25 protein-coding genes and 1 tRNA gene are annotated in these 23753 nt (G+C 61.3%); 11 read left to right on the forward strand and 15 right to left on the reverse strand.

The annotated features are described in order from the left end of the window. Positions 1-230 precede the first annotated feature (230 nt). Positions 231-1346, forward strand: coding sequence for a DUF2157 domain-containing protein (locus M727_RS0134005; protein WP_027156228.1), 1116 nt, complete (start codon positions 231-233; stop codon positions 1344-1346). After that, positions 1343-1924, forward strand: coding sequence for a GDYXXLXY domain-containing protein (locus M727_RS0134010; protein ID WP_027156229.1), 582 nt, complete (start codon positions 1343-1345; stop codon positions 1922-1924). The genes M727_RS0134005 and M727_RS0134010 overlap by 4 nt, the downstream gene beginning before the upstream one ends. Before the next feature lie 182 nt (positions 1925-2106). Here M727_RS0134010 and M727_RS0134015 read toward each other — a convergent pair. After that, positions 2107-2189 (reverse strand) — tRNA-Leu (locus M727_RS0134015). Positions 2190-2531: 342 nt separating this feature from the next. Between M727_RS0134015 and M727_RS38855 the strand changes: the two genes are divergently transcribed. Both M727_RS38855 and M727_RS43935 read left to right on the forward strand, forming a co-directional pair. Further along, the gene (locus tag M727_RS38855; RefSeq protein WP_051505865.1) at positions 2532-3095 is read left to right on the forward strand and encodes a hypothetical protein; all 564 of its coding nucleotides are present in this window, start codon (positions 2532-2534) and stop codon (positions 3093-3095) included. A 62-nt stretch (positions 3096-3157) separates the two neighbouring features. Next, positions 3158-3289: a hypothetical protein gene (locus M727_RS43935; protein WP_280944206.1), complete on the forward strand. Its 132-nt coding sequence runs from the start codon at positions 3158-3160 to the stop codon at positions 3287-3289. Between the two features lie 234 nt (positions 3290-3523). Here M727_RS43935 and M727_RS42160 read toward each other — a convergent pair whose 3' ends face one another. Then, the gene (locus tag M727_RS42160; RefSeq protein ID WP_156941737.1) at positions 3524-3958 is read right to left on the reverse strand and encodes a hypothetical protein; all 435 of its coding nucleotides are present in this window, start codon (positions 3956-3958) and stop codon (positions 3524-3526) included. On the opposite strand from M727_RS42160, the gene tig reads away from it, so the two are divergent. Continuing rightward, positions 3936-5408, forward strand: coding sequence for a trigger factor (gene tig / locus M727_RS0134030; RefSeq protein ID WP_027156230.1), 1473 nt, complete (start codon positions 3936-3938; stop codon positions 5406-5408). The two genes, M727_RS42160 and tig, sit on opposite strands and share 23 nt — an antisense overlap. An 81-nt stretch (positions 5409-5489) precedes the next feature. On the opposite strand, the gene M727_RS0134035 is transcribed toward tig, so the two are convergent. Both M727_RS0134035 and M727_RS0134040 read right to left on the reverse strand, forming a co-directional pair. Next, a complete protein-coding gene (locus M727_RS0134035; protein ID WP_027156231.1) occupies positions 5490-5816 on the reverse strand; it encodes a hypothetical protein in 327 nt (108 codons plus the stop codon). Between the two features lie 131 nt (positions 5817-5947). After that, entirely contained in the window at positions 5948-6829 is an 882-nt protein-coding gene (locus tag M727_RS0134040; protein ID WP_036264493.1) for an alpha/beta hydrolase, read from the reverse strand. A 286-nt stretch (positions 6830-7115) separates the two neighbouring features. Here M727_RS0134040 and M727_RS0134045 point away from each other — a divergent pair, with 286 nt between their 5' ends. From M727_RS0134045 to M727_RS0134055, 3 genes are all read left to right on the forward strand, one after another. Beyond that, positions 7116-7496 (forward strand): cytochrome c family protein, encoded by a 381-nt coding sequence (locus M727_RS0134045; RefSeq protein ID WP_027156233.1) that lies wholly within the window; start codon positions 7116-7118, stop codon positions 7494-7496. Positions 7497-7631: 135 nt separating this feature from the next. Beyond that, positions 7632-8579: a heme o synthase gene (locus M727_RS0134050; protein WP_027156234.1), complete on the forward strand. Its 948-nt coding sequence runs from the start codon at positions 7632-7634 to the stop codon at positions 8577-8579. 405 nt (positions 8580-8984) lie between these two features. Beyond that, positions 8985-9803: a DUF2189 domain-containing protein gene (locus M727_RS0134055; protein ID WP_027156235.1), complete on the forward strand. Its 819-nt coding sequence runs from the start codon at positions 8985-8987 to the stop codon at positions 9801-9803. 57 nt (positions 9804-9860) lie between these two features. On the opposite strand, the gene M727_RS0134060 is transcribed toward M727_RS0134055, so the two are convergent. The 8 genes from M727_RS0134060 to map form a co-directional block, all read right to left on the reverse strand. Further along, a complete protein-coding gene (locus M727_RS0134060; RefSeq protein WP_023802548.1) occupies positions 9861-10334 on the reverse strand; it encodes an aminoacyl-tRNA deacylase in 474 nt (157 codons plus the stop codon). A 179-nt stretch (positions 10335-10513) separates the two neighbouring features. Beyond that, entirely contained in the window at positions 10514-10918 is a 405-nt protein-coding gene (locus M727_RS0134065; protein ID WP_051505866.1) for a cytochrome C oxidase subunit IV family protein, read from the reverse strand. A 31-nt stretch (positions 10919-10949) separates the two neighbouring features. Continuing rightward, entirely contained in the window at positions 10950-11672 is a 723-nt protein-coding gene (locus tag M727_RS0134070) for a heme-copper oxidase subunit III family protein (protein WP_027156237.1), read from the reverse strand. A gap of 13 nt (positions 11673-11685) precedes the next feature. Then, positions 11686-12390, reverse strand: a complete 705-nt coding sequence (locus tag M727_RS0134075; protein WP_027156238.1) for a cytochrome c oxidase subunit 3 — start codon at positions 12388-12390, stop codon at positions 11686-11688. After that, a complete protein-coding gene (gene ctaD / locus M727_RS0134080; RefSeq protein ID WP_027156239.1) occupies positions 12387-14156 on the reverse strand; it encodes a cytochrome c oxidase subunit I in 1770 nt (589 codons plus the stop codon). The genes M727_RS0134075 and ctaD overlap by 4 nt, the downstream gene beginning before the upstream one ends. A gap of 89 nt (positions 14157-14245) precedes the next feature. Continuing rightward, the gene (gene coxB, locus M727_RS0134085) at positions 14246-15061 is read right to left on the reverse strand and encodes a cytochrome c oxidase subunit II (protein ID WP_027156240.1); all 816 of its coding nucleotides are present in this window, start codon (positions 15059-15061) and stop codon (positions 14246-14248) included. 278 nt (positions 15062-15339) lie between these two features. Further along, the gene (radC, locus tag M727_RS0134090) at positions 15340-16104 is read right to left on the reverse strand and encodes a DNA repair protein RadC (RefSeq protein ID WP_027156241.1); all 765 of its coding nucleotides are present in this window, start codon (positions 16102-16104) and stop codon (positions 15340-15342) included. A gap of 49 nt (positions 16105-16153) precedes the next feature. Further along, on the reverse strand, positions 16154-16981 hold the full coding sequence (gene map, locus M727_RS0134095; RefSeq protein WP_027156242.1) for a type I methionyl aminopeptidase: 828 nt from the start codon (positions 16979-16981) through the stop codon (positions 16154-16156). A gap of 283 nt (positions 16982-17264) precedes the next feature. Between map and M727_RS0134100 the strand changes: the two genes are divergently transcribed. Together M727_RS0134100 and M727_RS0134105 are read left to right on the forward strand one after the other, a co-directional pair. Beyond that, on the forward strand, positions 17265-17561 hold the full coding sequence (locus tag M727_RS0134100) for a DUF982 domain-containing protein (protein ID WP_027156243.1): 297 nt from the start codon (positions 17265-17267) through the stop codon (positions 17559-17561). A gap of 128 nt (positions 17562-17689) precedes the next feature. Continuing rightward, positions 17690-18349 carry a DUF2161 family putative PD-(D/E)XK-type phosphodiesterase gene (locus tag M727_RS0134105; protein WP_027156244.1) on the forward strand — a complete coding sequence of 220 codons (660 nt, stop codon included), beginning with the start codon at positions 17690-17692 and terminating at the stop codon, positions 18347-18349. Positions 18350-18407: 58 nt separating this feature from the next. On the opposite strand, the gene M727_RS38860 is transcribed toward M727_RS0134105, so the two are convergent. Genes M727_RS38860 through M727_RS38865 form a run of 3 tightly spaced genes read right to left on the reverse strand, consistent with a single transcriptional unit; the run spans position 18408 to position 23600 of the window. Beyond that, entirely contained in the window at positions 18408-20096 is a 1689-nt protein-coding gene (locus M727_RS38860) for a GNAT family N-acetyltransferase (protein WP_084647027.1), read from the reverse strand. A 21-nt stretch (positions 20097-20117) separates the two neighbouring features. Next, positions 20118-21455, reverse strand: coding sequence for an HlyD family type I secretion periplasmic adaptor subunit (locus tag M727_RS0134115; RefSeq protein ID WP_027156245.1), 1338 nt, complete (start codon positions 21453-21455; stop codon positions 20118-20120). A gap of 12 nt (positions 21456-21467) precedes the next feature. Next, positions 21468-23600 (reverse strand): type I secretion system permease/ATPase, encoded by a 2133-nt coding sequence (locus tag M727_RS38865; RefSeq protein ID WP_245269187.1) that lies wholly within the window; start codon positions 23598-23600, stop codon positions 21468-21470. On the opposite strand from M727_RS38865, the gene M727_RS43680 reads away from it, so the two are divergent. After that, positions 23518-23753: hypothetical protein (locus M727_RS43680; protein WP_245269189.1), on the forward strand; the 236-nt coding region annotated here is incomplete at its 3' end. The two genes, M727_RS38865 and M727_RS43680, sit on opposite strands and share 83 nt — an antisense overlap.

Consider the following 23753-nt stretch of genomic DNA (forward strand, 5'->3'; position numbering starts at 1 on the left):
CTCGTTTCGTCTTTCTTCCGGATCATTCCGTCTTTGTGTACGCCATGAAGATAGGTCGGGTCATATCGATTTAAAAGCGCTATTGGTGCATAGCAGCAATGCAAATTGTGCAATGCACAATCACCGGCAATTCTCGTGTTCGACAGAGATAGGCCCGAATCGGAAAATGCCGTAGCGTCAACGGTTTGTCCGGGTCGGCTGAAGAAACGACCAAGCTGGGGGAGAAAGGCATGGCGAGCTATTCGTCGCGGGTCAGGGCCGATATTACACGATGGCTGCAGGCTGGCCTGATCGACGCCTCAACGGCCGACGCGCTGACGCGCGACGTCGAGGCCAATGAGCGCAAATCACTGAGCTTCGGCTCGATCCTGGCGATGATGGCGGCGCTGCTTTTTGGTGCGGCCGTGCTGATTTTCGTCGCCGCCAACTGGGAAGCCATCCCGCGACTGGCGCGGGTGGCAGCGCTCTTCGCCATCATCTTCGCCGGCTATGTCGGCGGCGCCGTTCTGAAGACACGCGACCATGCTGCAATCGGCGAGGCACTCTGGATCGTCGCCGCGGCGGCATTCGGCGGATCGATCGCGCTGATCGGCCAGATGTATCATTTGTCAGGCGACGAAGCGTCGGCGTTGATCACCTGGGGCGCGGGCACCGCCCTGGCGGCAGTTGCGCTGCGCTCGAACCCGCTGACCGTCGCTTCTGTCGGCATTGCCGACGCATGGCTGTTCCTGAGAGGGTTCGACTATTTCAGGCGCACGGAATTTCCGCACCTCTTCGTCGTCATGGCGATCGGGTTGTTCGCCATTTCGTTCTGGACCCGCAGCCAGGCGGCGCGGCATCTGATCATCCTGTCGGTCATCTTTTATCTCGTGCTGTTGTTTACGGAATACGAAACGCTGCAGGTCGCCGTCCCGCTCATTGTCGTGTCGGCGCTGCTTTTCGCGGCTGCGATCTTCGCTGCCGAGCCCGTCGACGGGGTCTTGCAACTCGGTGGCAGGTTGCCGTTACACGCGCTGATCGGGTTTCTCACCGGCCTGGCGATGATCCAGTTCGAACTGGCCGGTGACAGCAATAACAGCGGCTTCGGCATTGCCTCGGCCATTGCGCTTGCCGGCATTGTCGCGGCAATCGTGCTCGGCGGCCGCGAGAGCAGGGGCTTGCGCTGGGTTGCCTATGCCGGCTTCGCCTTCGAACTCGCCATCATCTATGTGGTGATGCTGCAGTCGATGCTCGACACGGCAGGCTTCTTCCTTGCAGCTGCTGTGCTTCTTGGCCTGCTTGCCCTTGTCATCCTCCGCGTGGAGAAGCGCATGAGGCTCCCGAGCGTAGAAGGAGCAGCGGCATGATGACCGGCAAAAAACTGATCATTTCAGCGCTGGTGCTGGCACTCGTCCAGATCGGCTTCCTGAGCTGGATCATCGCCGGCCGGGCGGCGATCCTGCGCGCCGGCAAGCAGGTGCTGCTGAGGGTCGAACCGATCGATCCGCGCGATCTCCTGCGCGGCGACTACATTATACTTAGCTATGATATTTCGCGCCTGCCGGTGAAGCTGATCGCCAACATTCCGACCGGCAAGCTGACGAGCAACGATACGCCGATCGTGGTCAGGCTGAGACAGGGCGCCGACGGCTATTGGGGCGCAACCACGGCCTGGTTTGGGCAAGCGCCGGCGCCGGCAGCATCCGATGCAGTCGATATCGTCGGGCATGTGTCAGAAGGCTGGGATCTCAGCGTAGCCACGACGATCGCGCCGGATTACGGCATCGAGCGCTTCTATCTGCCGGAAGGCGAGGGGATGGCGATCCAGAACGACATGCGGTTGCGGCCGTTCGGCATCCGTATTGCAATCGCGGCCAACGGTACCGCGCAGATCAAGGCGCTGATGGACGGCGACAAGACGCTGTTCGAGGAACCGCTTTATTAGAATTGGCCCGGATTAGAATTGGCAAAGCGTGGCCGGCTCGGACAGCATCAAACATGACGATTTTCGTGACCGCCGCTGCCTCGATGCCGCGAGGGCGATGCCGGCGGTGATCGGCTCGCAGGCGGACTCGACCCCAACGCCTTCCGGTACTGGAATCTTAGTCCACTGTTCGAGCGGATCAGTGGTGCGGGTAGAGGGACTCGAACCCCCACGTTCTCACGCCAGAACCTAAATCTGGTGCGTCTACCAATTCCGCCATACCCGCTGGCTTCGTGTCACCGTGACATGTCTATGTCACAACCCGTGTCACAAGTTCAATACTTAGATTTTCGAGGTTTTTGGGCCTCGCGGTGCCGTCGGCGGCCACGGCGCGGACTTTCTGTCCAAAGTAGGCGACGGCGGCGCGAACGAACTCGTCGGCGGCCGGGTCTTCTTGCCCAGGATGTATTCAAATTCTTTCAAATTGATTCGGAATATTTTTTCTACACGTAAGTCACGACCGCAAACATTGTTTCGTGTTAGCGATTCAAACACTCTCTGGGTTCGTTATTGCTAAAGTAGCAAATTTGAAACTGCTGCTGTGGGGTAATTACCAAAGGAGAGTGTCATGGCAAACGTCGTTAACAGCTTCGCCGCAGCTTTGGCCTGTAGTGCACTTGTTTTATCTCTTTCTTTTCCCGCCAGCGCAGGCGGCATTAGCGTCGGCGCCGGCGCATCGGTTGACGGCCGAGGCGGCGTAAACGCCGGTCTCGGCGCCTCGATCGGCGGCAGTGGCGGCATCAATGCGGGAGTCGGCGCTTCGATCGGCGGTAGCCGCGGGGTAAATACGGGAGCCGGCGCATCGATAGGCGGCAAGAAACGCATTATCGCGGGTGTCGGCGCTTCGATCGGCGGCCGAAGCGGGGTGAATGCCGGCGCCGGTGCATCGATCGGCGGCAGCAGGGGCGTTAGCGCTGGTGCCGGAGCCGATGTCGGCGGCACTCGTGGCGTCACGGCTGGCCTGGGTGCCAATCTCGGCGGCACCCGTGGCGTCACGGCCGGCCTGGGCGCCAATGCCGGTGGCACCAGTGGTATCACTGCTGGCGCAGGCGCAAATGTAGGCGGCACCGGCCTCGTTGCAGCGGGTGTGGGTGCCAATGTTGGTGGGAGACAGGGGTCGGCGTCGGTGTAGGCCTCGGCGACGGGGCCCTTGCTGGCACACCCGCGACTCCTGGAACACCCGGGACTCCTGGCGTGAGCCTGGTCGCGCAGATGTCCAGCAGCCAGTTGATACGGATGAAGAAGCGCTGCGTCGATGTGCTCGGGAGCGGCGGCACCTACGATCGCGACCTGCGTGAGCTTTGCTTGCTGATCGCACGCCGCTGAGAAGACTGTTGCGCAAAACGGGAGTGTCGCATCGGCCGTACAGGCTTTGACAACACTCTCCTGGCCTCGCGGCCGGCCCGCCACTCGCAAGGTGGCGGGCTTCTCTGCGTCAGGACCGCTGCGCTGAGCGGCTGCCGACTTCGGGTAGCTACACCAGCGGGAGCCAAGTCGGAGTGGAACCTAAATCCAGCGCGGCCAGCAATTCCGCCGCATCCGCGTGCCCCGCAGGAGCCATCATTCTGTCAATGTCGCGGTCAAAATAGCGGCCGTTCGCCGGCGCATGATCCCGAAAAACGAAAAATCGTATTTTTGGGGATCATGCGCCAAAATCAAGGTGCTCCAGCTTCCTGTGCGCGTCCAAGATAACGCGCGGCGCTGTAGACGCGAAGATGGTTGAAAATCGGCCGCGCCTGTGACAAAAGGCGTGTCGAATGTGACGGGATGCGACGATCCACTTCTGCAGAATGTGATAAGAAGTCGGAAAAACAAAGACTTATTCACATTTTGGAGCGTGTTTCTGGACGATTTTGAGCCGCGTTGAGTGGACAGATCGCCAAGTCCCGCACCAAAAGCCATTCCCGGCAAGATCATACCGGCAGGCTGTAAACGGCAAGAGCCGTTTGGCTGCGGAAACGAAGGTTCTATGATGCAGGTCACCGAAACGCTCAACTCCGGTCTCAAGCGCGAGATCAAGATCACCGTGCCGGCCGGTGACATGGAAGCCAAGCTGATGGCGCGGCTTTCAGATGCCAGGACCAAGGTCCGCATCAACGGCTTTCGCCCCGGCAAGGTGCCGGTGCAGCACCTGCGCAAGGTCTATGGCAAGTCGTTCATGGCCGAAGTGGTCAACGAGATCCTCAACGATTCGACCCGTTCGATCATTACCGGCCGTGGCGAAAAGGCTGCCATGCAGCCCGAAGTGATCATGACCGAGGACGAGAAGGAGGCCGAGAAGATCCTGGCCGGCGGCGCCGACTTCGAGTTCCGCCTGAACTACGAGATCATTCCGCCGATCGAGATCAAGGATTTCTCCGACATCAAGGTGACGCGCCAGGTGTTCGACGTGCCGGATTCGGAAATCGACGAGCAGGTCAAGCGTGTCGCCGAATCGGCGCGCACCTACGAACCCAAGACCGGCAAGGCCGCCGAGGGCGACCGCGTGACGATCGACTATGTCGGCAAGATCGATGGCGAAGCCTTCAGCGGCGGCGCCGGCACGGACCAGCCGCTGGTGCTCGGCTCCAAGGAATTCATTCCCGGCTTCGAGGATCAGCTCATCGGCAGCAAGGCCGGCGACGAGAGGCAGGTCACGGTCACATTCCCGGAAAACTACCAGGCGGCGCATCTTGCCGGCAAGGAAGCCACCTTCGACGTCACCGTCAAGGAAGTGTCCCAGCCCGGTGCGTTGGAGATCAACGACGAAATGGCCAAGAATCTCGGCCTGGAGTCGCTGGAGCGCCTGCGTGAGGTGGTGCGCGGTCAGATCGAGAACCAGTTCGGCTCGATGACGCGCCAGAAGATCAAGCGCCAGCTGCTCGACCAGCTCGATGCCGCCTACTCGTTCGAGGCGCCGTCGAAGCTTGTCGAGGCCGAGTTCAACAACATCTGGAACCAGGTCAACCGCGATCTGGAAGCCGCCGGCCGCACCTTCGCCGACGAGGAGACGACGGAAGAAGAGGCGCGCGCCGAATATATGCGGCTTGCCGAGCGCCGTGTGCGTCTCGGCCTGGTTCTCGCCGAAATCGGCGAGAAGGCCGGCGTCACCGTGTCGGACGAGGAATTGCAGCGCGGCTTGCTCGAGCAGGTGCGCCGCTATCCGGCCAACCAGCAGCAGGAAGCCTTCGAATTCTACCGCAGCAATCCCGAAGCGCTGAACACGTTGCGCGCGCCGCTGTTCGAGGAGAAGGTGGTCGACCATCTGCTCAGCCAGATTTCGGTCACCGACGTCAAGGTCAGCAAGGAAGAACTGATGGCCGACGACGAGGACAGCGAGACGGCCAAGGCGAAGCCGGCCAAGAAAGCCGCAGCGAAGAAGGCCGACGCCAACAAGGCCGACGATGCGGAAGAGCCCAAGAAGAAGCCCGCGCCGAAGAAGAAAGCTGCCAAGGACGCCGAATAACACGGCATTCTGCTGGATGTGAAAGGCCGCCCTCGAGGCGGCCTTTTTCGATGCCGCCGACGTCGCAAGGCCGCTGCCGCCCTATTCGCGCGGCAATTGATTGACGAGGATCCGCATCACGGTGACCCGTTCGGGCAGCTCGACGAGAAACTCTTCGTCGCGCGGCAGGTGATGGATCTTGTGCGGGTCACCGCCGGTGAAGCTCGCCATGGCTTCGACGTCAGGCCAGTACGAGATCGTCACGAACTCTGTTTCTTCTTCACGATCCTCGCGAAACAACTGCACGCCAAGTGCCTTCCCCTGAAGCGGCGGAATGCCTTCGCGGCGTAGATAGGGCTCGTAGGCGTCCGCCAGATCACGGCGTGTCCTTCCCCGCCAGATCCGGGCGATTGTGGGGTTGTCGATCATGGAGTGCGCTCCTCTCGATGGGTTGTCATGAGGACGGGGCAGCGATGGCGGAATCCGCTGCGGTGTTGTGCGGTTCTTTTTTTATGCATGTCGTTATCGCAAAACCGCTGCGCACTTTTGCGCGATATGCATTAACGCAGGACCTTGCCCAGAAACCGTCGTACAAGTGGCAGGGCGACCTCGAAGTGTGTCTCCAGCAGCCAGTGCCCTGCGTCGTCCAGCAGATGCAGTTCGGCCCCGGGGAGATCGCGCAGATAGGCGCGCGCTGCCGGCTCGGGCATGTATTCGTCCTTCGGTCCCCAAAGGATCATTGCCGGTGGCCGCTGCTCGCGCAGGTATGCCTGGTAGCGAGGGAACCAGTCGAGATTGGCCTTGAGCTTCTCCATCAGTCCAACTGAAAGCGCACGGCGCACAGGCGTATCCATCAGCGGCCAATGCAATTTCCACAGATCGGGCGGGACACGTCGAGCGACGTCGTCATCGACTTCGCCTACGAACTCGGCGCGAAAGCCGTCTTCGCTCACCGCCTGTTCGAGCGGCGCACGGTTCGCTGGCGAAGGGTCACGCCAGAAACGCCGGATCGTTTCATACTTCGGGCCAAGAGCATCGGCGTAGATGTCGCCATTCTGGATGATCAGGGCCCTAATCCGCGATGGGTGCGCTATGGCGTGGCGCAGGCCGATCTGCGAGCCGTAGTCGTGCAGCCATAGCGCGTAGCTGCCGAGCTCCAGCGCGTCGGTGAACCATTCCAGGAACGTTGCATAGGCATCAAAATCATAACCGAACCGTGCCGGATCGCCACTGTAGCCAAAGCCGGGGAAATCCGGCGCGACCGTCCGCCACCGATCGGCGAGCGCCGGCATCAGCCGGCGATATTGGAAGGATGAGCACGGATAGCCATGCGGAAGCAGCAACACCGGCGCGGTTTCAGGACCTGCTTCTCTGTAAAAGACGGTCTCGCCGTCGATCGTGCGGGTGCCGTGGCGCACCTCCAGGTCGCTCCTGTCGTTCATAGACACTTCTCTGATCTTTTGATCTTCCAGATGTTTAACCGTAGCTGGTCTAACGCCATTACCCGGTATGCGTTCCGATTGCGCTCGACGCCGATCGGCCTGCCTCGTCGCCTCTGCGGCGATCCCGCGGGTCGACTTCTTCTATCTGCCGGCCGGATTCTGTGGTATGTAGATGCCGCAATTTCATGCGGGAGACGCGGATATTCCGCTCTGTCGTGAAGGGGCGCATGCCGTGTCGGTACGCGCTGATCGTCCAAGGCAGATTTGGCGATCGGGAGGATATGCCATGCGTGCAATCGCGTTTTTCGCAGTCGTGTCCATTGCGACCTTTGTCACGAGCCAATCCCAGGCACAGGATGCCGCCGCAGGTGAGAAGGTCTTCGCCAAATGCAAGGTTTGTCACGTCGTTGACAAGGACCAGAACAAGGTCGGTCCGTCGCTGAGCGGCGTCATCGGCCGGACGGCCGGCACGCATCCGGGGTTCAAGTATTCTAAAGCCATGACCGAGGCGGGCGCATCCGGCGTCAAATGGGACGACGCCACGCTGACGAATTATCTTCGCGATCCCAAGGCCATGATCAAAGGTGGGAAGATGGCGTTTCCCGGCCTCAAGAAGGACGAGGATCTCGCCAACGTCATCGCCTATCTGAAGCAATTCTCCAAATGACCCGGTTCTTCCGCCAGGAAGTAACCCGGTTCTTCCGCCAGGAAGTAACCCGGTTCGTCCACCAGGAAGAAACCCGGTTCTTCCGTCGGCCGAGGGGTCGGCCCGATTGCGTGTGCCAATCGGTAGTCGCCTGAAATGTCGGCTCGGGAAAGCGGCCTCAAGGATACCGGTATCCAGATCTCTGAAGCGACGGTCAGTGATTTCTTCGCGCTTCTGAAACCACGCGTCATGGCGCTTGCTGTTTTTACCGCTTTCGTCGGGCTGATGGTGGCGCCCGGGGCGATGAATCCGGTCATCGCCGTGATTGCAATCGGTGCAATTGCGGTTGGAGCGGGCGCGGCCGGGGCACTCAACATGTGGTACGATGCCGATATTGACGCGTTGATGTCGCGCACGTCAAAGCGGCCGGTCCCGTCAGGCCGGGTCACGCCAGGCGAAGCGCTCGGCTTCGGCCTGGTGCTTTCCGTACTTGCGATCATGACGCTCGGCGTGCTGGTGGGGTGGCTCGCCGCATCGCTGCTGGCCTTCACCATCTTCTTCTACGTCGTCATCTACACGATGTGGCTGAAACGCTCGACGCCGCAGAACATCGTCATAGGCGGCGCCGCGGGTGCGCTTCCTCCGGTCATCGGGTGGGCGGCCGCCACCGGCGCCGTCGGGGTTGAAAGTCTCGTCCTGTTTCTGATCATTTTCCTCTGGACGCCGCCGCACTTCTGGGCGCTCGCGCTGTTCAAGATCGGCGACTATGCTGCGGCCGGCATTCCGATGATGCCGAACGTGGCCGGCCAGGTTTCGACCAGAAAGCAAATCTTCGTCTATTCGCTGATCCTGGCACCAATCGGCGTGCTGCCTTGGGCTTTCGGATTCGCGAGCGGATTGTACGGGATTGTTTCGGCCGCATTGGGCGCGGGTTTCATCTGGCATGCCTGGAAGCTTCTGGTCGACAAAAGGTGGGCTGAAGGGTGGGAGATGAAACGCGCAAAGGCGCTATTTGCCTATTCGATATTCTATCTTTTCGCGATCTTTGCCATGCTGCTTGCCGATACCGTTGCAATGCGTGTCGTCATGTCAGCCGGAAATTGACGGCATGACCTGCCTCGTGGCTGCATTGAATCCTGATGTTCTCGGATTGTTTGCCGGGTTGAAAATCGGCGATTGCTGAACGAGGTGCGCCCGAACCTGCCCAAACCTCACGTTGGCACTGCGCAGAATCCCAGCACCAGCAGAATAACTATGCCAAGGCCGAGTATAAGAACGGTCTTTCCATCCATGACCTTCACCCTTCAACCCAGCTTTGAGACTAGCGAAGAAAGGCCGTTAGAGCTAGCGGGATCACGGAGCCGTCCCCGCAGACAAAGGGCGGCGACAAATGCCATGCAAGAGCGTATGTTGATCATGGTGCAGGTCGCGGTTTTGCGTGGCCAGTCACGCTGAACGACAGCACCGTGAAATCGCGACCTTTACCGGACCTGGTCTGGAGGAATGGTCATGGCAAGTTTTCACGTGATTGCAGGCGCCAGCGAGACGCTGGAGCACACCAGAATTCGAAAGATAGGCGTTTCCGACCTTTTCGACGCGCTCAAGCGTGGCGTCGATGATTTCATGGTCAAACCGTCGCACATCGTTTTCCTCTTCCTGATTTATCCGCTTGTCGGCGTCGTGCTCGCTGTCTGGACGTCGGGCAACAACGCGTTGCCGCTGTTGTTTCCGCTGGTATCTGGTTTTGCGCTGATCGGTCCATTCACGGCGCTCGGCCTATATGAAATCAGCCGGCGGAGAGAGGCCGGGCTCGACGCCTCATGGAGCCACGCTTTCGAGGTCAGGAACTCTCCAGCGCTGCCGGCCATCGCGGCGGTCGGGATCATGCTGCTTGCGATCTTCATCGCCTGGTTGTTGACCGCGCAGATATTTTATCAGCAGGTGTTCGGTTCGGCCCCGCCGGAATCACTGTCCAGCTTCATCAGTGAAATATTCGCAACCGGACGCGGCTGGACGCTGATTATCGTTGGCCACGCGATCGGCTTCGTCTTCGCCGCGGTCGTGTTGTGCACCACGGTCGTCGCGTTCCCGTTGTTGCTCGACCGCGACGTCGGCGCCTACGAAGCCATCCATACCTCGGTGCGGGTGGTCCTGGCGAACCCGATCGTCATGGCTGTCTGGGGCCTGATTGTCGCCGTCGCCCTGATCATAGGCTCGCTGCCAGTGTTCGCCGGGCTGGCGGTGGTGCTGCCGATCCTCGGTCACGCCACCTGGCACGTCTATCGGAAAGTCGTGGAATCGCCGGCCTCCACCAGACCGGCGGACTGAAAAAATCCTGCCCTGCCGCACCGGCGAGAGGCCGCTGCGGCAGGTTGGCAAGAGTGTTTAGTAAGCCGGATAGCTAAAGCGGGCTTGTTGTGCGTCGCTGGTCAGGTTGCGGAAATCCTTGCCGCTGACATGCACGAGCGTCCTGTGGTCGCCACCCTCGAAATAGATATCGCCGGCATTGCCGAGGCTTTCATCGACAATCACCGGCACATCGTAGGCCGCGCCGATCGGCGGGATGGCGCCGGTGTCGCAATCCTCGAAGAGCGAAACCACCTCGTCCTCGGAGGCGAGCCCGATACGCTGGTGCATCACGTCCTGCAACGTGCCGAGCTCGATCCTGTGCGTACTGGGCACCACGGCCAGCGCATAGCCACCGTCGTGGTGAACCACCACCGATTTGGCCATTATGCTGCCGGGCACATGCGCCGCTAGGGCGGACTGCCTGCTTGTCGACGTGCGGTGGTGCTCGACGGTATCGTAGGAAATTCCTTTCTCGTCGATAAAGTCCTTCAATCTGTTTGCGATCGTCATCTTGAGCCTCCCTTCCTGGAGTTCGCGACGGAGAAACGACGAAAATCGTTCTCCTTCTGTCGTTTTCCGGTGGTGACAAAAATGGGCCAGCTGTCGACCGTTTCAAGGCAAGGCAGAGCGGGCCGTGAACAGCCCCTCCGGCCCCCGACGGGAAACGCTGCCCGAACCCGGATTGCGCGTCAGGGCTCGGTCCCAAAAAACAGCGTCCGGGTGAGAAGCGTGTACTCCGATTCGAAGACCATCATTGCCACGAACACCAGCACCAGGATCGGCGGCAATATGATCGCATAGGTCAGCGCCAGCCGTTCCCAGGCCATATGCATGAAGACCGCGACGATCAGCCCGGCCTTGAGCATCATGAAGATCAGGATCAGCGACCATCTGAGATAGCCCTGGAGGCCGACATAATCGACCAGATAGGAGCAGGCGCTGAGGATGAACAGCCATCCCCAGACCACCAGATAGAGCTTGATAGGGTGCTCCTGATGAACCTCCGCAGGGGCGATGCCGGTTGCTGCCGCATCATGCGCTTGGGTTCCGTGCAGCGTATGTTGCCCCAGACCGTTTGCGGTTGCTTCAGCCATATCTGCCTCTCACCAAAGCCATGTCTGCCTCTCACCAAAGATAGAAGAATGCGAAAATGAACACCCAGACCAAGTCGACGAAATGCCAGTAGAGTCCCATGATCTCGACGTGCTCGTAGCTGCCCCTGCGGCTGGTGAAGAACCCGGGCCGGCCGGTTTCGTAATCTCCGCGCCAGACCTTTCGCGCCACGATGATCAGGAAGATCACCCCGAACGTCACATGGGTGCCGTGAAAGCCGGTGATCATAAAGAAGGATGACCCGAACTGCGCCGCGCCCCACGGATTGCCCCAGGGCCGTACCCCCTCGGAGATCAGCTTGGTCCATTCGAAGGCCTGCATGCCGACGAAAGTCGCGCCGAGTGCTGCGGTCAAAAGCATCAGGATCGCCGTTTTGCGGCGGTCGCGGCGGTAGCCGAAATTCACCGCCATGGCCATCGTTCCGCTGCTCGAGATCAGCACGAAGGTCATGATGGCGATAAGGATCAGTGGAATATTCGAGCCGCCGATATGAAGGGCAAAGACTTCGCTCGGATTGGGCCACGGCACTCGGGTGGACATGCGCGCGGTCATGTAGGAGAGCAGGAAGCAGCCGAAGACGAAGGTGTCGCTGAGCAGGAAGATCCACATCATGGCCTTGCCCCAGGACACGTTCTTGAACGCGCGCTGATCCGAGGACCAGTCGGCGGCGACGCCTTGCAAGCCAGCCGGCCGCGCCTGTGCTTGGCCGGTATGCGTCACGGTCGTGTCTGCCATCCGTCCGGCCCTCCTAGGTCAGCAGCTGTCGGCAAATTTCGATAAAAGTCGCGGCCCAGCCGGCCAGAAGTGCAAAAATGGCGAGCCAGACGAAAAGCAGGAAATGCCAGTACATGGCGCACAGTTCGACACTGAGGCGAAGCCGCTCCGGCCGTGCTCCGTTCCAGGCGACGGCAGTTGTTCTGCCCAGGCCCACCAGCCCGCCCAGTATGTGCAGCCCATGCATCCCGGTTATCAGGTAGAAAAAACTGTTGGCCGGATTGGCGGTCAGCAAGTAGCCGTCGGCGGTCAGTTCCCGCCAAGCCACAAGCTGTCCAACCAGGAAGGCAAGCGCGGTGAGCCCAGCCGTGACGAGGCCGAGCCTGACCGCGTCGATCTCGCCCCGGCGCGCGGCGACCGAGGCGCATTGCAGCGCGATGCTGCTCAGGACCAGCACGCCGGTGTTGAACCAGAGCACGCGCGGCAGCGGCAGCGCCTGCCAGTCCGACAGCGCCATGCGCATGAAGTAGGCGCTGGTGAAAAGCGCAAACAGGCAGCCGACGACGGCGAGGAAGACGCCGAGGCCGATCTTGGCGGTCGGCAGCGCCGATCCTTCCAGGCCGATAGTATCCCCGATCAAACCTTGCTCGAGCCATGGCTTGGCCATCAGCCGCTGGTGGGAAAGCCACCATCCGGCAAAGCCGGCGATGACGAGGAGGAACACCAGAATGACGCTCATGCCGGCTCCCTGGAGGATCCGAAGGAGCCCGGCACGTTTTGCGGGATAAAATCCTCCTTGGCGCCCGGCACGCTGTAGTCATAGGCCCAGCGATAGACGATCGGCAGGTCCTTGCCGAAATTGCCATGGGGGGGCGGTGTTTCCGACGTCTGCCATTCGAGCGTCGTGGCGCGCCACGGATTGCCGCCGGCCTCGCGGCCGTGGCGGATGCTCCAGATCAGATTGAACAGGAACACGATTTGGGCAAAGCCGACGAGGAACGCCATGATGCTGATAAACGCGTTCAGATCGTGGGCCGACTCGGTCATCACCGTCGTGTTGGTCAGTTCGTGGTAGCGGCGCGGCACGCCCATCAGGCCGATGTAGTGCATGGGAAAGAAAATCAGATAGGCACCGAGGAAGGTGACCCAGAAATGGAACTGGCCCATGGCCTCGGTCAGCATCCGGCCAGTGACCTTCGGGTACCAGTGATAGATCGCCCCGAAGATCACCAGGATCGGGGCGACGCCCATGACCATATGGAAATGGGCAACGACGAACATCGTGTCCGACAGCGGAACGTCGACGACGACGTTGCCGAGAAACAGTCCGGTCAGCCCGCCATTGACGAAGGTGACGATGAAGGCCAGCGCAAAAAGCATCGGCACGGTGAGGTGGATGTCGCCGCGCCACAGTGTCAGCACCCAATTGTAGACCTTGATCGCGGTCGGGACGGCAATGATCAGTGTCGTGGTGGCGAAGAAGAAGCCGAAATAGGGATGCATGCCGCTGACATACATGTGGTGCGCCCAGACCACGAAGCTCAGCGCGCCGATGCCGACGATGGCCCAGACCATCATCCGGTAGCCGAAGATGTTCTTGCGCGCATGGGTGCTGATCAGGTCGGACACGATGCCGAAGGCCGGCAGCGCCACGATGTAGACCTCGGGGTGGCCGAAGAACCAGAACAGATGCTGGAACAGGATCGGGCTGCCGCCGCCGTGCTGCAGTTGTTCGCCCATCTCGACGATGGCCGGCATGAAGAAGCTGGTGCCGAGCGCACGGTCGAACAGCATCATCACGCAGGCGACAAACAGCGCCGGGAAGGCGAGCAGCGCCATGACTGTCGCGGTGAAGATACCCCAGACGGTCAGCGGCAGGCGCATCAGCGTCATGCCGCGCGTGCGGGCCTGCAGCACCGTCACGACGTAGTTCAAGCCCCCCATGGTGAAGCCGATGATGAACAGGATCAGCGAGACGAGCATCAGGATGATGCCCCAGTCCTGGCCGCCTGGTGTGCCGGTCATGATCGCCTGCGGCGGGTAAAGCGTCCAGCCGGCGCCGGTCGGTCCGCCGGGCGCAAAGAAGCTCGAGACCAAGACCAGCACGGCGAGCAGGTAGATCCAGTAGCTCAGCATGTTGACATAGGGAAAGACCATGTCGCGTGCGCCGACCATCAGCGGGATCAGGTAGTTGCCGAAGCCGCCCAGGAACAGTGCCGTGAGCAGGTAGATCACCATGATCATGCCGTGCATGGTGATGAACTGGTAGTAGGCTTCCGGGGTGATGAAGTCGAACGTGCCGGGGAAGCCGAGCTGCAGCCGCATCATCCAGGACAGCACCAGCGCCACCATGCCGATTGCCGTGGCCGTCGCCGAATACTGGATGGCGATGACCTTGGCGTCCTGCGAAAAGACGTATTTCGTCCACCAACTGTGCGGATGATAGAGTTCCATCTCCGCGACTTCGGCCGGCGGTACCGAATCTGCAGGTGTGACATCGACCATCTAGGAACACCTCCGTGTCCTTTTCGGCCAGGCTCGACAGTTTCGAGCCCTGCCGCAATTTCAATCCAAATCGCCGTCTTTGCCGGCGTCTAATCTGCCGAGCCCACCTGCTGGGGGGCCGACAATTGCGCAAAAGTCTGCTGTTCGCCGAGCCAGGCCAGATAGTCTTCCGGCGTGTCGACCATGACCACGCCATTCATCAACGGGTGCCCCTGGCCACAAAGCTCGGCACACAGGACCTGAAAAGTTCCGGTCTTGGTCGGGGTGAACCAGAAATAGGTGACCGAGCCCGGGATCATGTCCATCTTGGCGCGGAATTCCGGCACGTAGAAATCGTGCAGCACATCGATCGAGCGGAGCAGCATCTTGACCGGCTTGCCGACCGGCAGATGCAGATCGGCAGCTTCGACGACGACATCGTCCTGGCCGCTGGCGTCACTGGCGTTCACGCCGAGGGGATTTTCAGGGCTGACGTTGCGGGTGTCGGATGTTCCGAGCTTGCCGTCCTTGCCGGGCAAGCGAAAACTCCACTGCCATTGCTGGCCGACGACTTCGACCACTGTTGCGTCGCTTGGGACGCTGACGAACTGGTTCCAGACGAACAGGCCGGGAACCAGCATGGCGGTGACGCCGATTGCGGTGACGATCGTCAGCCACCATTCGAGACGCTTGTTCTCGGGTTCATATGCCGCCTGGTTGCCTTCCCGGTGACGGAAGCGGAAGACGCAATAAGCCATGAACAGGACGACGGCGGCGAAGACGACGCCGGTGATCCAGAAGGTGATGATGATGGTGTTGTCGATATAGTCCCAGTTAGAGGCAATCGGCGTCCACCACCATGGGCTCAGGAAGTGGAACAACACTGAGCCCACAACTACCAAAACGAGTACAAGCGCTATGGCCATATCCCGTTCCTCCCGGCATTCCAAGGGCGCGAAGCCGTCCCAGGAAATGCCAAATGCATCATAGCTCGATTTCCGGTCGAAATTCTAGTGCGGTCTTCCCGTCAGCCGAAAACGCGAGGGCGATGATGTGGAAGAACCCAAGAAGAAGAAGGCTGCGGCGAAGAAAAAACCTTCTGGGGCACCGAACAACACGGCTTTCTGCCGGATAGTGAAAGGCCGCCCCGTCGCGGGTGAGGAGGCTGTTCGGGATGGTGCCGACGGGATCAGGCGACTGGGCGTCAGATCAGCAGCAGGCCCTTCATGCTGGCATGACCCTTCTTGCCGATGATGATGTGATCGTGGACGGCGATGCCGAGCGGTTTGGCCGTCTCGATGACCAGCTTGGTCATCTCGATGTCGGCGCGCGACGGCGTCGGGTCGCCTGACGGATGGTTGTGCGCCAGAATGATCGCGGTGGCGGAGAGTTCGAGCGCGCGCTTGACCACTTCGCGCGGATAGACCGGCGTGTGGTCGACGGTGCCGACCTGCTGCACCTCGTCGGCGATCAGCGCGTTCTTCTTGTCGAGAAACAGGATACGGAACTGCTCGCGCTCCTCGAAGGCCATGACCGACCGGCAGTATCCGAGAACCTGCGTCCAGGACGACAAGACCTCGCGGCCCTTGATCTCGCTGCGCGCCGCGCGTTGGGCCGTGGCGGCAACGATCTTCAGCTCGAGCGCCACCGTCGGACCGATACCTCTAACCTCCTCAAGCCGTGCGACGGGCGCGCCAAGCACCTCCGCCAGCGTGCCGAAGCGTGCCAGCAATGCCTTGGCGACGGGCTTGGTGTCGGCGCGGGGGATCAGGCGAAACAGCAAGAGTTCCAGCAATTCGTAGTCGGGGAGGGCGTCGGAACCGGCCGCAAACCGTTGGCGCAAGCGGTCGCGATGGCCGAGATAGTGCGGCTTTTCGGGCGACTTATCGACCGAATTGGCTTTCGCGAGCGGTTTTATCGGTGTTTCGGGAAAGAAGATCCGTTCGTCATCGTCGCTGGTCTTTCCCATAGGCCGCCCGCATTTTCTTGACCGGAAAGATCCGGCCCTCGCGCAAACACTATGCTGGCAGGCCGGGGCGGTCGAGGTTTTTTGGCGACAGCGTGAAAATCTCGCATCCGGTCTCGGTGACGCCGATCGTGTGCTCGTACTGCGCCGACAGCGAGCGGTCGCGTGTCACCGCCGTCCAGCCATCCGACAGCACTTTTACGTGCGGCCGGCCGAGATTGATCATCGGTTCGACGGTGAAGATCATGCCCGGCCGCATCTCGACGCCCTCGCTGGCGCTGCCATAGTGCAGGATGTTCGGCGCATCGTGAAAGAGCTGGCCGACGCCGTGGCCGCAGAAATCGCGCACCACCGAGCAGCGCTCGGCTTCGGCATAAGTCTGGATGGCGGCGCCGATGGCGCCGGTGCGGGCGCCGGGCCTGATCGCGGCGATGCCGCGCATCAGGCATTCATGCGTGACCTCGAGCAGGCGCTCGGCGGCGCGCTTGATCGTGCCCACCGGATACATGCGCGAGGAATCGCCATGCCAGCCATCGAGGATGTAAGTGACATCGATGTTGACGATGTCGCCGTCCTTCAACGGCTTGCTGTCGGGGATGCCATGGCAGACGACGTGGTTGATCGAGGTGCAGGACGACTTGGTGTAGCCGCGATAGTTGAGCGTCGCCGGCAATGCGCCGTGATCCATGCCGAACTCGAAGACGAAGCGGTCGATGGTTTCGGTGGTGACGCCCGGCGCGACGATCGACACCAGTTCGTCGAGGCAGCGCGCGGTGAGATCGCAGGCCTTGCGCATGCCGGCAAAGCCTTCTTCGCCATAGAGGCGGATCTGGCCGGTGTTTCTGAGCGGTGCCGTGGCGGCTTCGAGATAGGTGACCATTGTGTCCGTCTTGCCGGGTGAAAGGGCCTCTGTTGAGCCCGCGAGAAAAGTCTCCCAGATTTGGCACCGGACGGCGCCAGGTTCAAGGACGAACTGCCGGCGATTGGGCTCAAGCCGGCGATATTCGCGCTTTGCGGCTTCCTCTTGTGCGTGTCCGGCCCATGCCGAGCTGTTTGTCCGCACTGACGACATATTTCTGAACAAGATGTGGGCCTGAGCGGAAAGCCGGTCAAAGCAACTTTTTGCGACGAGCGGCGTTGCTGCGCGTTCTGGAGAGACAGGAATGGACAGATTGCAATTCGAGGTGCCGGTGCGCATCACGACCGCGCCTGGCCTGCCGGTCGAGGAAATATACAGCGTCGAACAGGCGCTGGATTTCCTGCAAGGCTGGCCGGTTCGCCGCCAGGGCCCAGTCTATCAGGCTGCGTTCAACGCCTGCTTCGGCGCCACCGTCGACCTGGTCGAGACCGAGGCGGCTTGCCGGGCGTTCATGGCATTCTGCCGGGCGAGCCGCCTGCTGGCCAGGGATATGATGGTTCCGCGCAAGCGCGGAGGCGAGGCGAGGGGGCTGAGGGTTTAATGGCCGAGCGGGCAAGTCCCGGCAAATTGCTTGATGCATACTGTGTTGACGAGTGGCAAATCTGCCTCGGTGGCAACGCCTGTCGGTGATGCTGTGCCAACCAGCCACGAATCGGCTATGCGTCGCGCATGCAGGAAACGTCTCTTTACATGCCGGTGAAGCGGTTTCTTGAGAGTCTGGACTTCACTGTCAAAGGCGAGGTTGGCGGCTGCGATGTCGTGGGACTGCGTGACGGCGAGCCGCCCGTGCTCGTCATCTGCGAATTGAAGCTGCAGTTCAACCTCGAACTCATTCTTCAAGGTGTTGACCGTGCTGCGTCATGCGATGAGGTCTGGCTCGCGGCGAGGATGTCAAGTCGAGGCAAGGGCCGCGAGCACGATCGCCGGTTCCGTGCGCTGTGCCGGCGGCTCGGCTTCGGCCTTCTCGGGGTTGGCTCCGCCGGCAACGTCGAATTGCTGCTCAGTCCGGCCGCCTTGCCGCCCCGGCGAGACCCGAGGCGAAGATCGCGCCTGGTGGACGAGCATCAACGACGGCGCGGTGACCCTGTAGTCGGCGGCGGCTCGCGTACGCCGGTGATGACCGCTTACCGGCAGGACGCGCTGGCCTGCGCCGCCGCCATGGTCGATGGCCCAAAACGCCCGCGCGATCTGAAAACCATTTCGCCACGCGCCGCCAATATCCTGCTTCACAATGTCTATGGCTGGTTCGCCAGGGCCGAGCGCGGCGTTTATGCGCTTACCGACGTTGGCCGTGCTGCGCTACAGCGCTGGCCTCAATCGGCTTCATGACGAGGCGACACGAGCCGTTTGAGCGATTTGCAGCGGCAGGCAGACAACGAAGCCCCCGTCAAGTGACAGAAGAGGGGGAGCGGCTTACGGTTGCCGGCCGCGCAACCGTAAGCAGAGTCGTCAGCCCCAGCGGCAGCGACGGCTGGATGACGGGCTTCTCGCGCTCAGGTTTCTTTAGAATGTAGAGCGGCTTGGCTGTCCTCAACTGCTGCAATTGTCGCCGGGCCTTGGCGCGCAGGGCGGTTTCCGCGGGCGCGGGCGATTCATTCTCTAGGACCAGCGTGAAAGCCTGGGCCGCCCCATCCGTCCGCTGCAGGGCGAGAAGGCTGCGGCCCAGGGCATAACGCGCCAGAATGAGGCCTGGATTGAGGTCCGTTGCTCGCCCAAACGACTCGATGGCTGCGGAGTGGTCGTTTAGCGACTGCTGCGCAATGCCCAGGCAAAGCCAGGCGTTTACAGATTGCGGCGACATGGCTGCAAGCGCGCCGAAGCATTCCGCAGCCTGACGGTGATCGCCCTTGGTGCCCAGAACGTGACCGAGTCCGTACAGAGCCTGATCATGCGTCGGCTCGGTGTTCAGGATCTGGCGATAGATGTTTTCGGCCTGGATGATCCAACCCTTCTTGTGGAGGCCGGCCGCCTGCTGCAACGCGCCGACCAAGGATCGCCTGTCCAACTGGTCGCCAAGGTTCCGGCCGGTTTTGGTCCGCACAAGAGTGCAGTTGAGGACGGTTTCGTGGGTGCCGAAGGAATATTTGTAAGGTTCGTTGCCGCGCAGGAAATCATATGTCCGGAAACCGTTCTCGATCGCGCGGCGGATGCAATAACCGTGCAGGACCAGTCCCGACGGCAGCATGTCGGCCGTCTCGTCGCGCCCGACCATGTGGAACAGCATGCTCTTCTTGACCGGATCGAGGAAGATCGCGAGAGCGCTCAAGGGCCGGTCGCCGTGCCAAAGTACAGGCACAAACAGCGTGCCCCGTTCGAAAGCTTGCCTGAACAGCAGTCGGTTGCTCTTGACCAGGCCGGGAACCAGCTTCCCCTTCCGCGGCGTCCACTTGATGCGCCAGAACTCGAGCAGGATGTCGATATCGCGCTCGATGGTAGAGGCGTCGGCATGCGTTATGCGAAACTCGTCAGAGTTCTCCAGTTTCCGGAGAAATCTCCGCATCTTTTGGCGGGTGTTAGCGCTGAGATTGTGCAGAAGATAATCTTCCCATGAGGACGGGAGGTCGATCGCCGGGCATATGCAGTTGTCAACATTGTCAACCTGGTTGACGCGCCTCATTCGACGCATCGTCAGCCGATTGTCGGAAAGCTGCTCCATCAGCCAGCCTATCCTGCGTTCCGACATCCGCAGGTTTTCCAGATGCAGGCTGGCCCAATGCATCGTCTTCAGATGCTTCGCGAAAACCGCGATTGCCCGGTAGGCGTATTCCGGCGCGCAGAGGATGCCGGTATAATCGGCTGCGAGGTTTCCCCCCATATACACTTCATGGTAGATTTCGCCGGTATTTTTCCTCATGCTGGTGCGCAGCCGGAGCGGCAGAAGCGCGACATAGGGAGAGCCCGGCGGCCCCTTGCGCGCCGCCAAAATGAACCATTCACCGTCGAAGCGTCGAAGATAGTGGGAAAGAAAGTCCCACGAGACGAAGAAATGCGCGTCAGGATCCCTGGCGTAGAGGTCGTCCCAGTTGTCGCGAAGCCCGTTCAGTTCTTCCGGGCGTGTCAAGACGTCGATCTGCATATTACCCCCCCGCCTCTACGGTCAGCGCTCATTAAATGCCCTAGCCATGCTGTCCTTGATCGGCTTGGACAGGTAGCTGAAAAAGGTCCGCTCCGCCGTCTGGATGAGAATTTCAGCGGGCATGCCTGGCGTCGGAACAAATCCAGGCACGCGAGCCAGTTCGCTGACTGGCAGGTTGACGCGCGCCAAATAGACCTCCTTTGCGGTCGGACCGGAAGCGTCGGGGAGCGAGTCGGCAGAGACGTAGTAGACTTCGCCGTTCAGAACCGGCGTCGTGCGCGCGTTGAGCGCGACCAGCCGTACCGTCGCCTTTTGTCCGACCTTGACATTGTCGATCTCGGTGCGAGGCACCTGCGCTTCTATGATAAGCGGCACATTCGCCGGCAAGATCTCCATGATGCTCTTGCCGCTCTCGATCACGCCGCCGGACGTGTGGTAGAATAACCGCACGACAGTGCCCGAAACCGGCGCATTGATCGTCGCTCGGCGCAGCACGTTTTGCGCCTCGCGGGACTGTTCGCGGATGCTGTCCAGTTCGGTTTCAACGCCCTCGAGTTCGTCGAGCGCCGCCTGGCGGTAGGCGTTTTCTGTCTGCCGCATCTCCTGTTCGTGCTTGATGACCTGGGCGCCGGTCTCGGATATCTCGGCTGAGAGCCGCCCCATCTGCCCTTCGGCATCTGCTATGGCGCGCTGAATCGCCTTGATCTCGGTCGCGCGGATCAATCCTTGGTCGAGCAGGGTCTTCTTGCCGGTATACTCCTCGCGTAGCAGACCGAGCTGTATCGTGACCGCTTTCAGCAACTGCTCATAACCGCCCGCCCGGAACTTCAGGGCGCCGATGTTCTGGTCGAGCAATCGGATCTCGCTGCTCATTTTGGTGCGCGAGCCCTCGAAGTTGAGACGCTGGCTATGCACGATCGAAGCAATTTCCGGGTCGTCGCGATTTTCGGTTATTGTGGCCGGGAACTGTATAGTCTCCGCCCCGTGCACCTCGGCGGTCAAGCGCGCCACGATCGCTTCAAGGCGCGCCTGGCGGAAGAACAACTGCCGTTCCTTTGCCCGCGCGGCCGTTTCGTCGAGCAGCACCAAAGGCTGATTGGTTACGACATGGTCGCCTTCGCTAACCAGAAGCTGCTTGATGATACCCCCTTCGAGGTGCTGGATGATCTTGTTCTGCCCAGTGGCCACGAAGCTTCCTTGCGCGACGATCGCGGCTGCGAGCGGTGCCGTGAATGCCCAGGTGCCAAATCCGCCGAAAGTGACGGCCATCAGCAGCAATCCGGCGGTCGTCTGCTTCCAAATGGAACGCGGAACGGCGCCATACCATTGAGCGTCTTCGATCCTGGCTATTTCCTTCACGGCCGTTCTCTCTCATTTGACCTGAATATTGGCAAAATGGCCGCCATCGAGGCTCATGCCGCGCGCCGCCAAAGCCTGAAGCACGTCCTGACGCAACCCGAAAAGAGCCACGGTGCCGTTGACGAGCACCAGGATCTTATCCACGGTCTGCAGCAAAGCAGGCCGCTGCGTGATCGTGACCATCGTGATCTTTTGCTCTTTGGCTTGCTGAAGAGCGCGCGACAAAGCCAGCTCGCCAGCGGTGTCGAGGTTCGAATTCGGCTCGTCGAGGACCACCAGTTTCGGGCTGCCGAAAAAGGCGCGCGCCAGAGCGATACGCTGCTTCTGCCCGCCAGAAAGCGGCGCGCCGTCGGCGGCGACAAAGGTCTCGTAGCCATGCGGAAGCGAGGCGATCAGTTCGTGAACGTCGGCCAGCTTGGCGGCTTCGTAGATTGCGCCATCGTCGACGTCTTCGCGCATTCTGGCGATGTTCGCCTTGATCGACCCCGGGAAAAGCTGCACGTCCTGGGGAAGGTAGCCGATGCTTTCACCAAATTGCCGCTGATCCCAGTTCCGCAGGTCCATCAGGTCGAGCCGCACGCTTCCCGAAGTTGGAAGGATCGAGCCGACGAGCATTTTGCCCAGGGTCGTTTTACCGGCGCCCGAATTGCCGATGATCGCCAGCGAGTCTCCGGCCTCCAGCCCAAAGCCGATGCCATTGAGCACGACACGTTTGGTTCCTTGCGGCACGAACAGCAGCCGCTCGACATCGAGGCGCCCTTCCGGACGCGGCAGCTTCAGGCGTTCGAAGTTCAGCGGGGATTCCTTCAGCAGCGCACTGATGCGGCCAAAGGCGGCGCGTGACTGCACAACCTGGTTCCACCCTTCAATCGCACCCTCGATCGGGCCAAGTGCGCGACCGGCAATGATTGACGCGGCGATGACCATGCCGCCCGTGACCGAGCCTTCGATGGCCAGATAGGCGCCCCAGCCGAGCATTATGACCTGGGTCAGCAGCCGGACGCCCTTGGAAAGAGAAGCAAAGGCTATGTTTCGGTCCTGGGCTATGACCTGCCATCTGAGCGAGTTGCCGGTATCCTTGCCCCAGATCCACACGGCTTCCGGGATCATCGCGAGCGCGTTGATGATCTGCGAGTTGCGCGACATCGAATCGACGTGGAGGTTGGCTTTGGTTTGGCTTGTGTTGGCCTCGCCGAACGGCTTGGCGGTTGCGCGCTGGTTGGCGAGCGTGATGGCCAGCAGCAGCAGCGCCGTCGCCACGACGATAAAGCCGAGGTCGGGGTGGATCAGGAATATCGCCAGCATGAACAACGGGGCCATCGGCGCATCGAGAAGAGACAGCAACGTGGCGGACACCAGAAACGTGCGCAGCTGCTGAAGATCCCCCAGCGTCTGATATTCGCGCCCATTGCTGTGCAGTGAAGCCCTGGCGGCTGCGCTGAGGATTGGTCCGCCCAGTTGGGCGGCGACCTCGACCGCCGTGCGCATGAGGATGAAGCGCCGGATGGCGTCAAAAACCGACTGCAGGATGACTGCGCCGACGATAACGATCGTCAGCATCACCAGGGTGTCGACCGAGCGGCTCGTCAGCACGCGATCCGAAATCTGGAAGAGGTAGACAGGTATCGCCAGCACCAGCACGTTGGTCGCGATCGTGAAGATCATCACTGCGATGAGGTTCTTCTTGACCGCGCGAAGGCCGGCCGTGAGGCTTGCCGAGAGATCGACCGGGCCGAGACGCTTGTGGAATGCGCCGCCGCCACCGCCGCCCCCCTTGCCGGTTCCGGTCGGGCCGCCGCCGCCAGGCACTTCCCGGGCAAGCAAGGGACCGCGGTCGCCCTCGATTGTCACGCCGGGCAGAACCGGCTTGTTCTTCATCTCCTGCGTGGGCGGCTCTACTCGCGCGCTCGGCTCGTGCTGCTTGCCGGGCGCGTCCTTCGGAGCGTTGGGCGTCTTGCGTTCCAATATTTCCGGCTCCGGCTTGCGCGCCGGTTCTTCCTTTGGTGGTAAGGCGCGCTGGGCCGGCTCGGAGATCCGAGGGCCTGGTGGCCGGATCTCCTGCGTGGGCGGCCCTACTCGCGCGCTCGGCTGGTCCTGCTTGCCGGGCGCGTCCTTCGGCGCGTTCGGCACCTTCCGTTCCACCATTTCCGGCTCGGGCTTGCGCGCCGGCTCTTCCTTTGGTGATACGTCGCGCTGGCCCGGCTCGGAAATCCGAGGGCTCGGTGGCCGCATCTCCTGCGTGGGCGGCTCGCCTCCTCGCGCGCTCGGCTGGTCCTGCTTGCCGGGCGCGTCCTTCGG

The organism is Mesorhizobium sp. WSM2561, from assembly GCF_000513915.1.
In the GTDB taxonomy this organism is placed as follows: domain Bacteria; phylum Pseudomonadota; class Alphaproteobacteria; order Rhizobiales; family Rhizobiaceae; genus Mesorhizobium; species Mesorhizobium muleiense.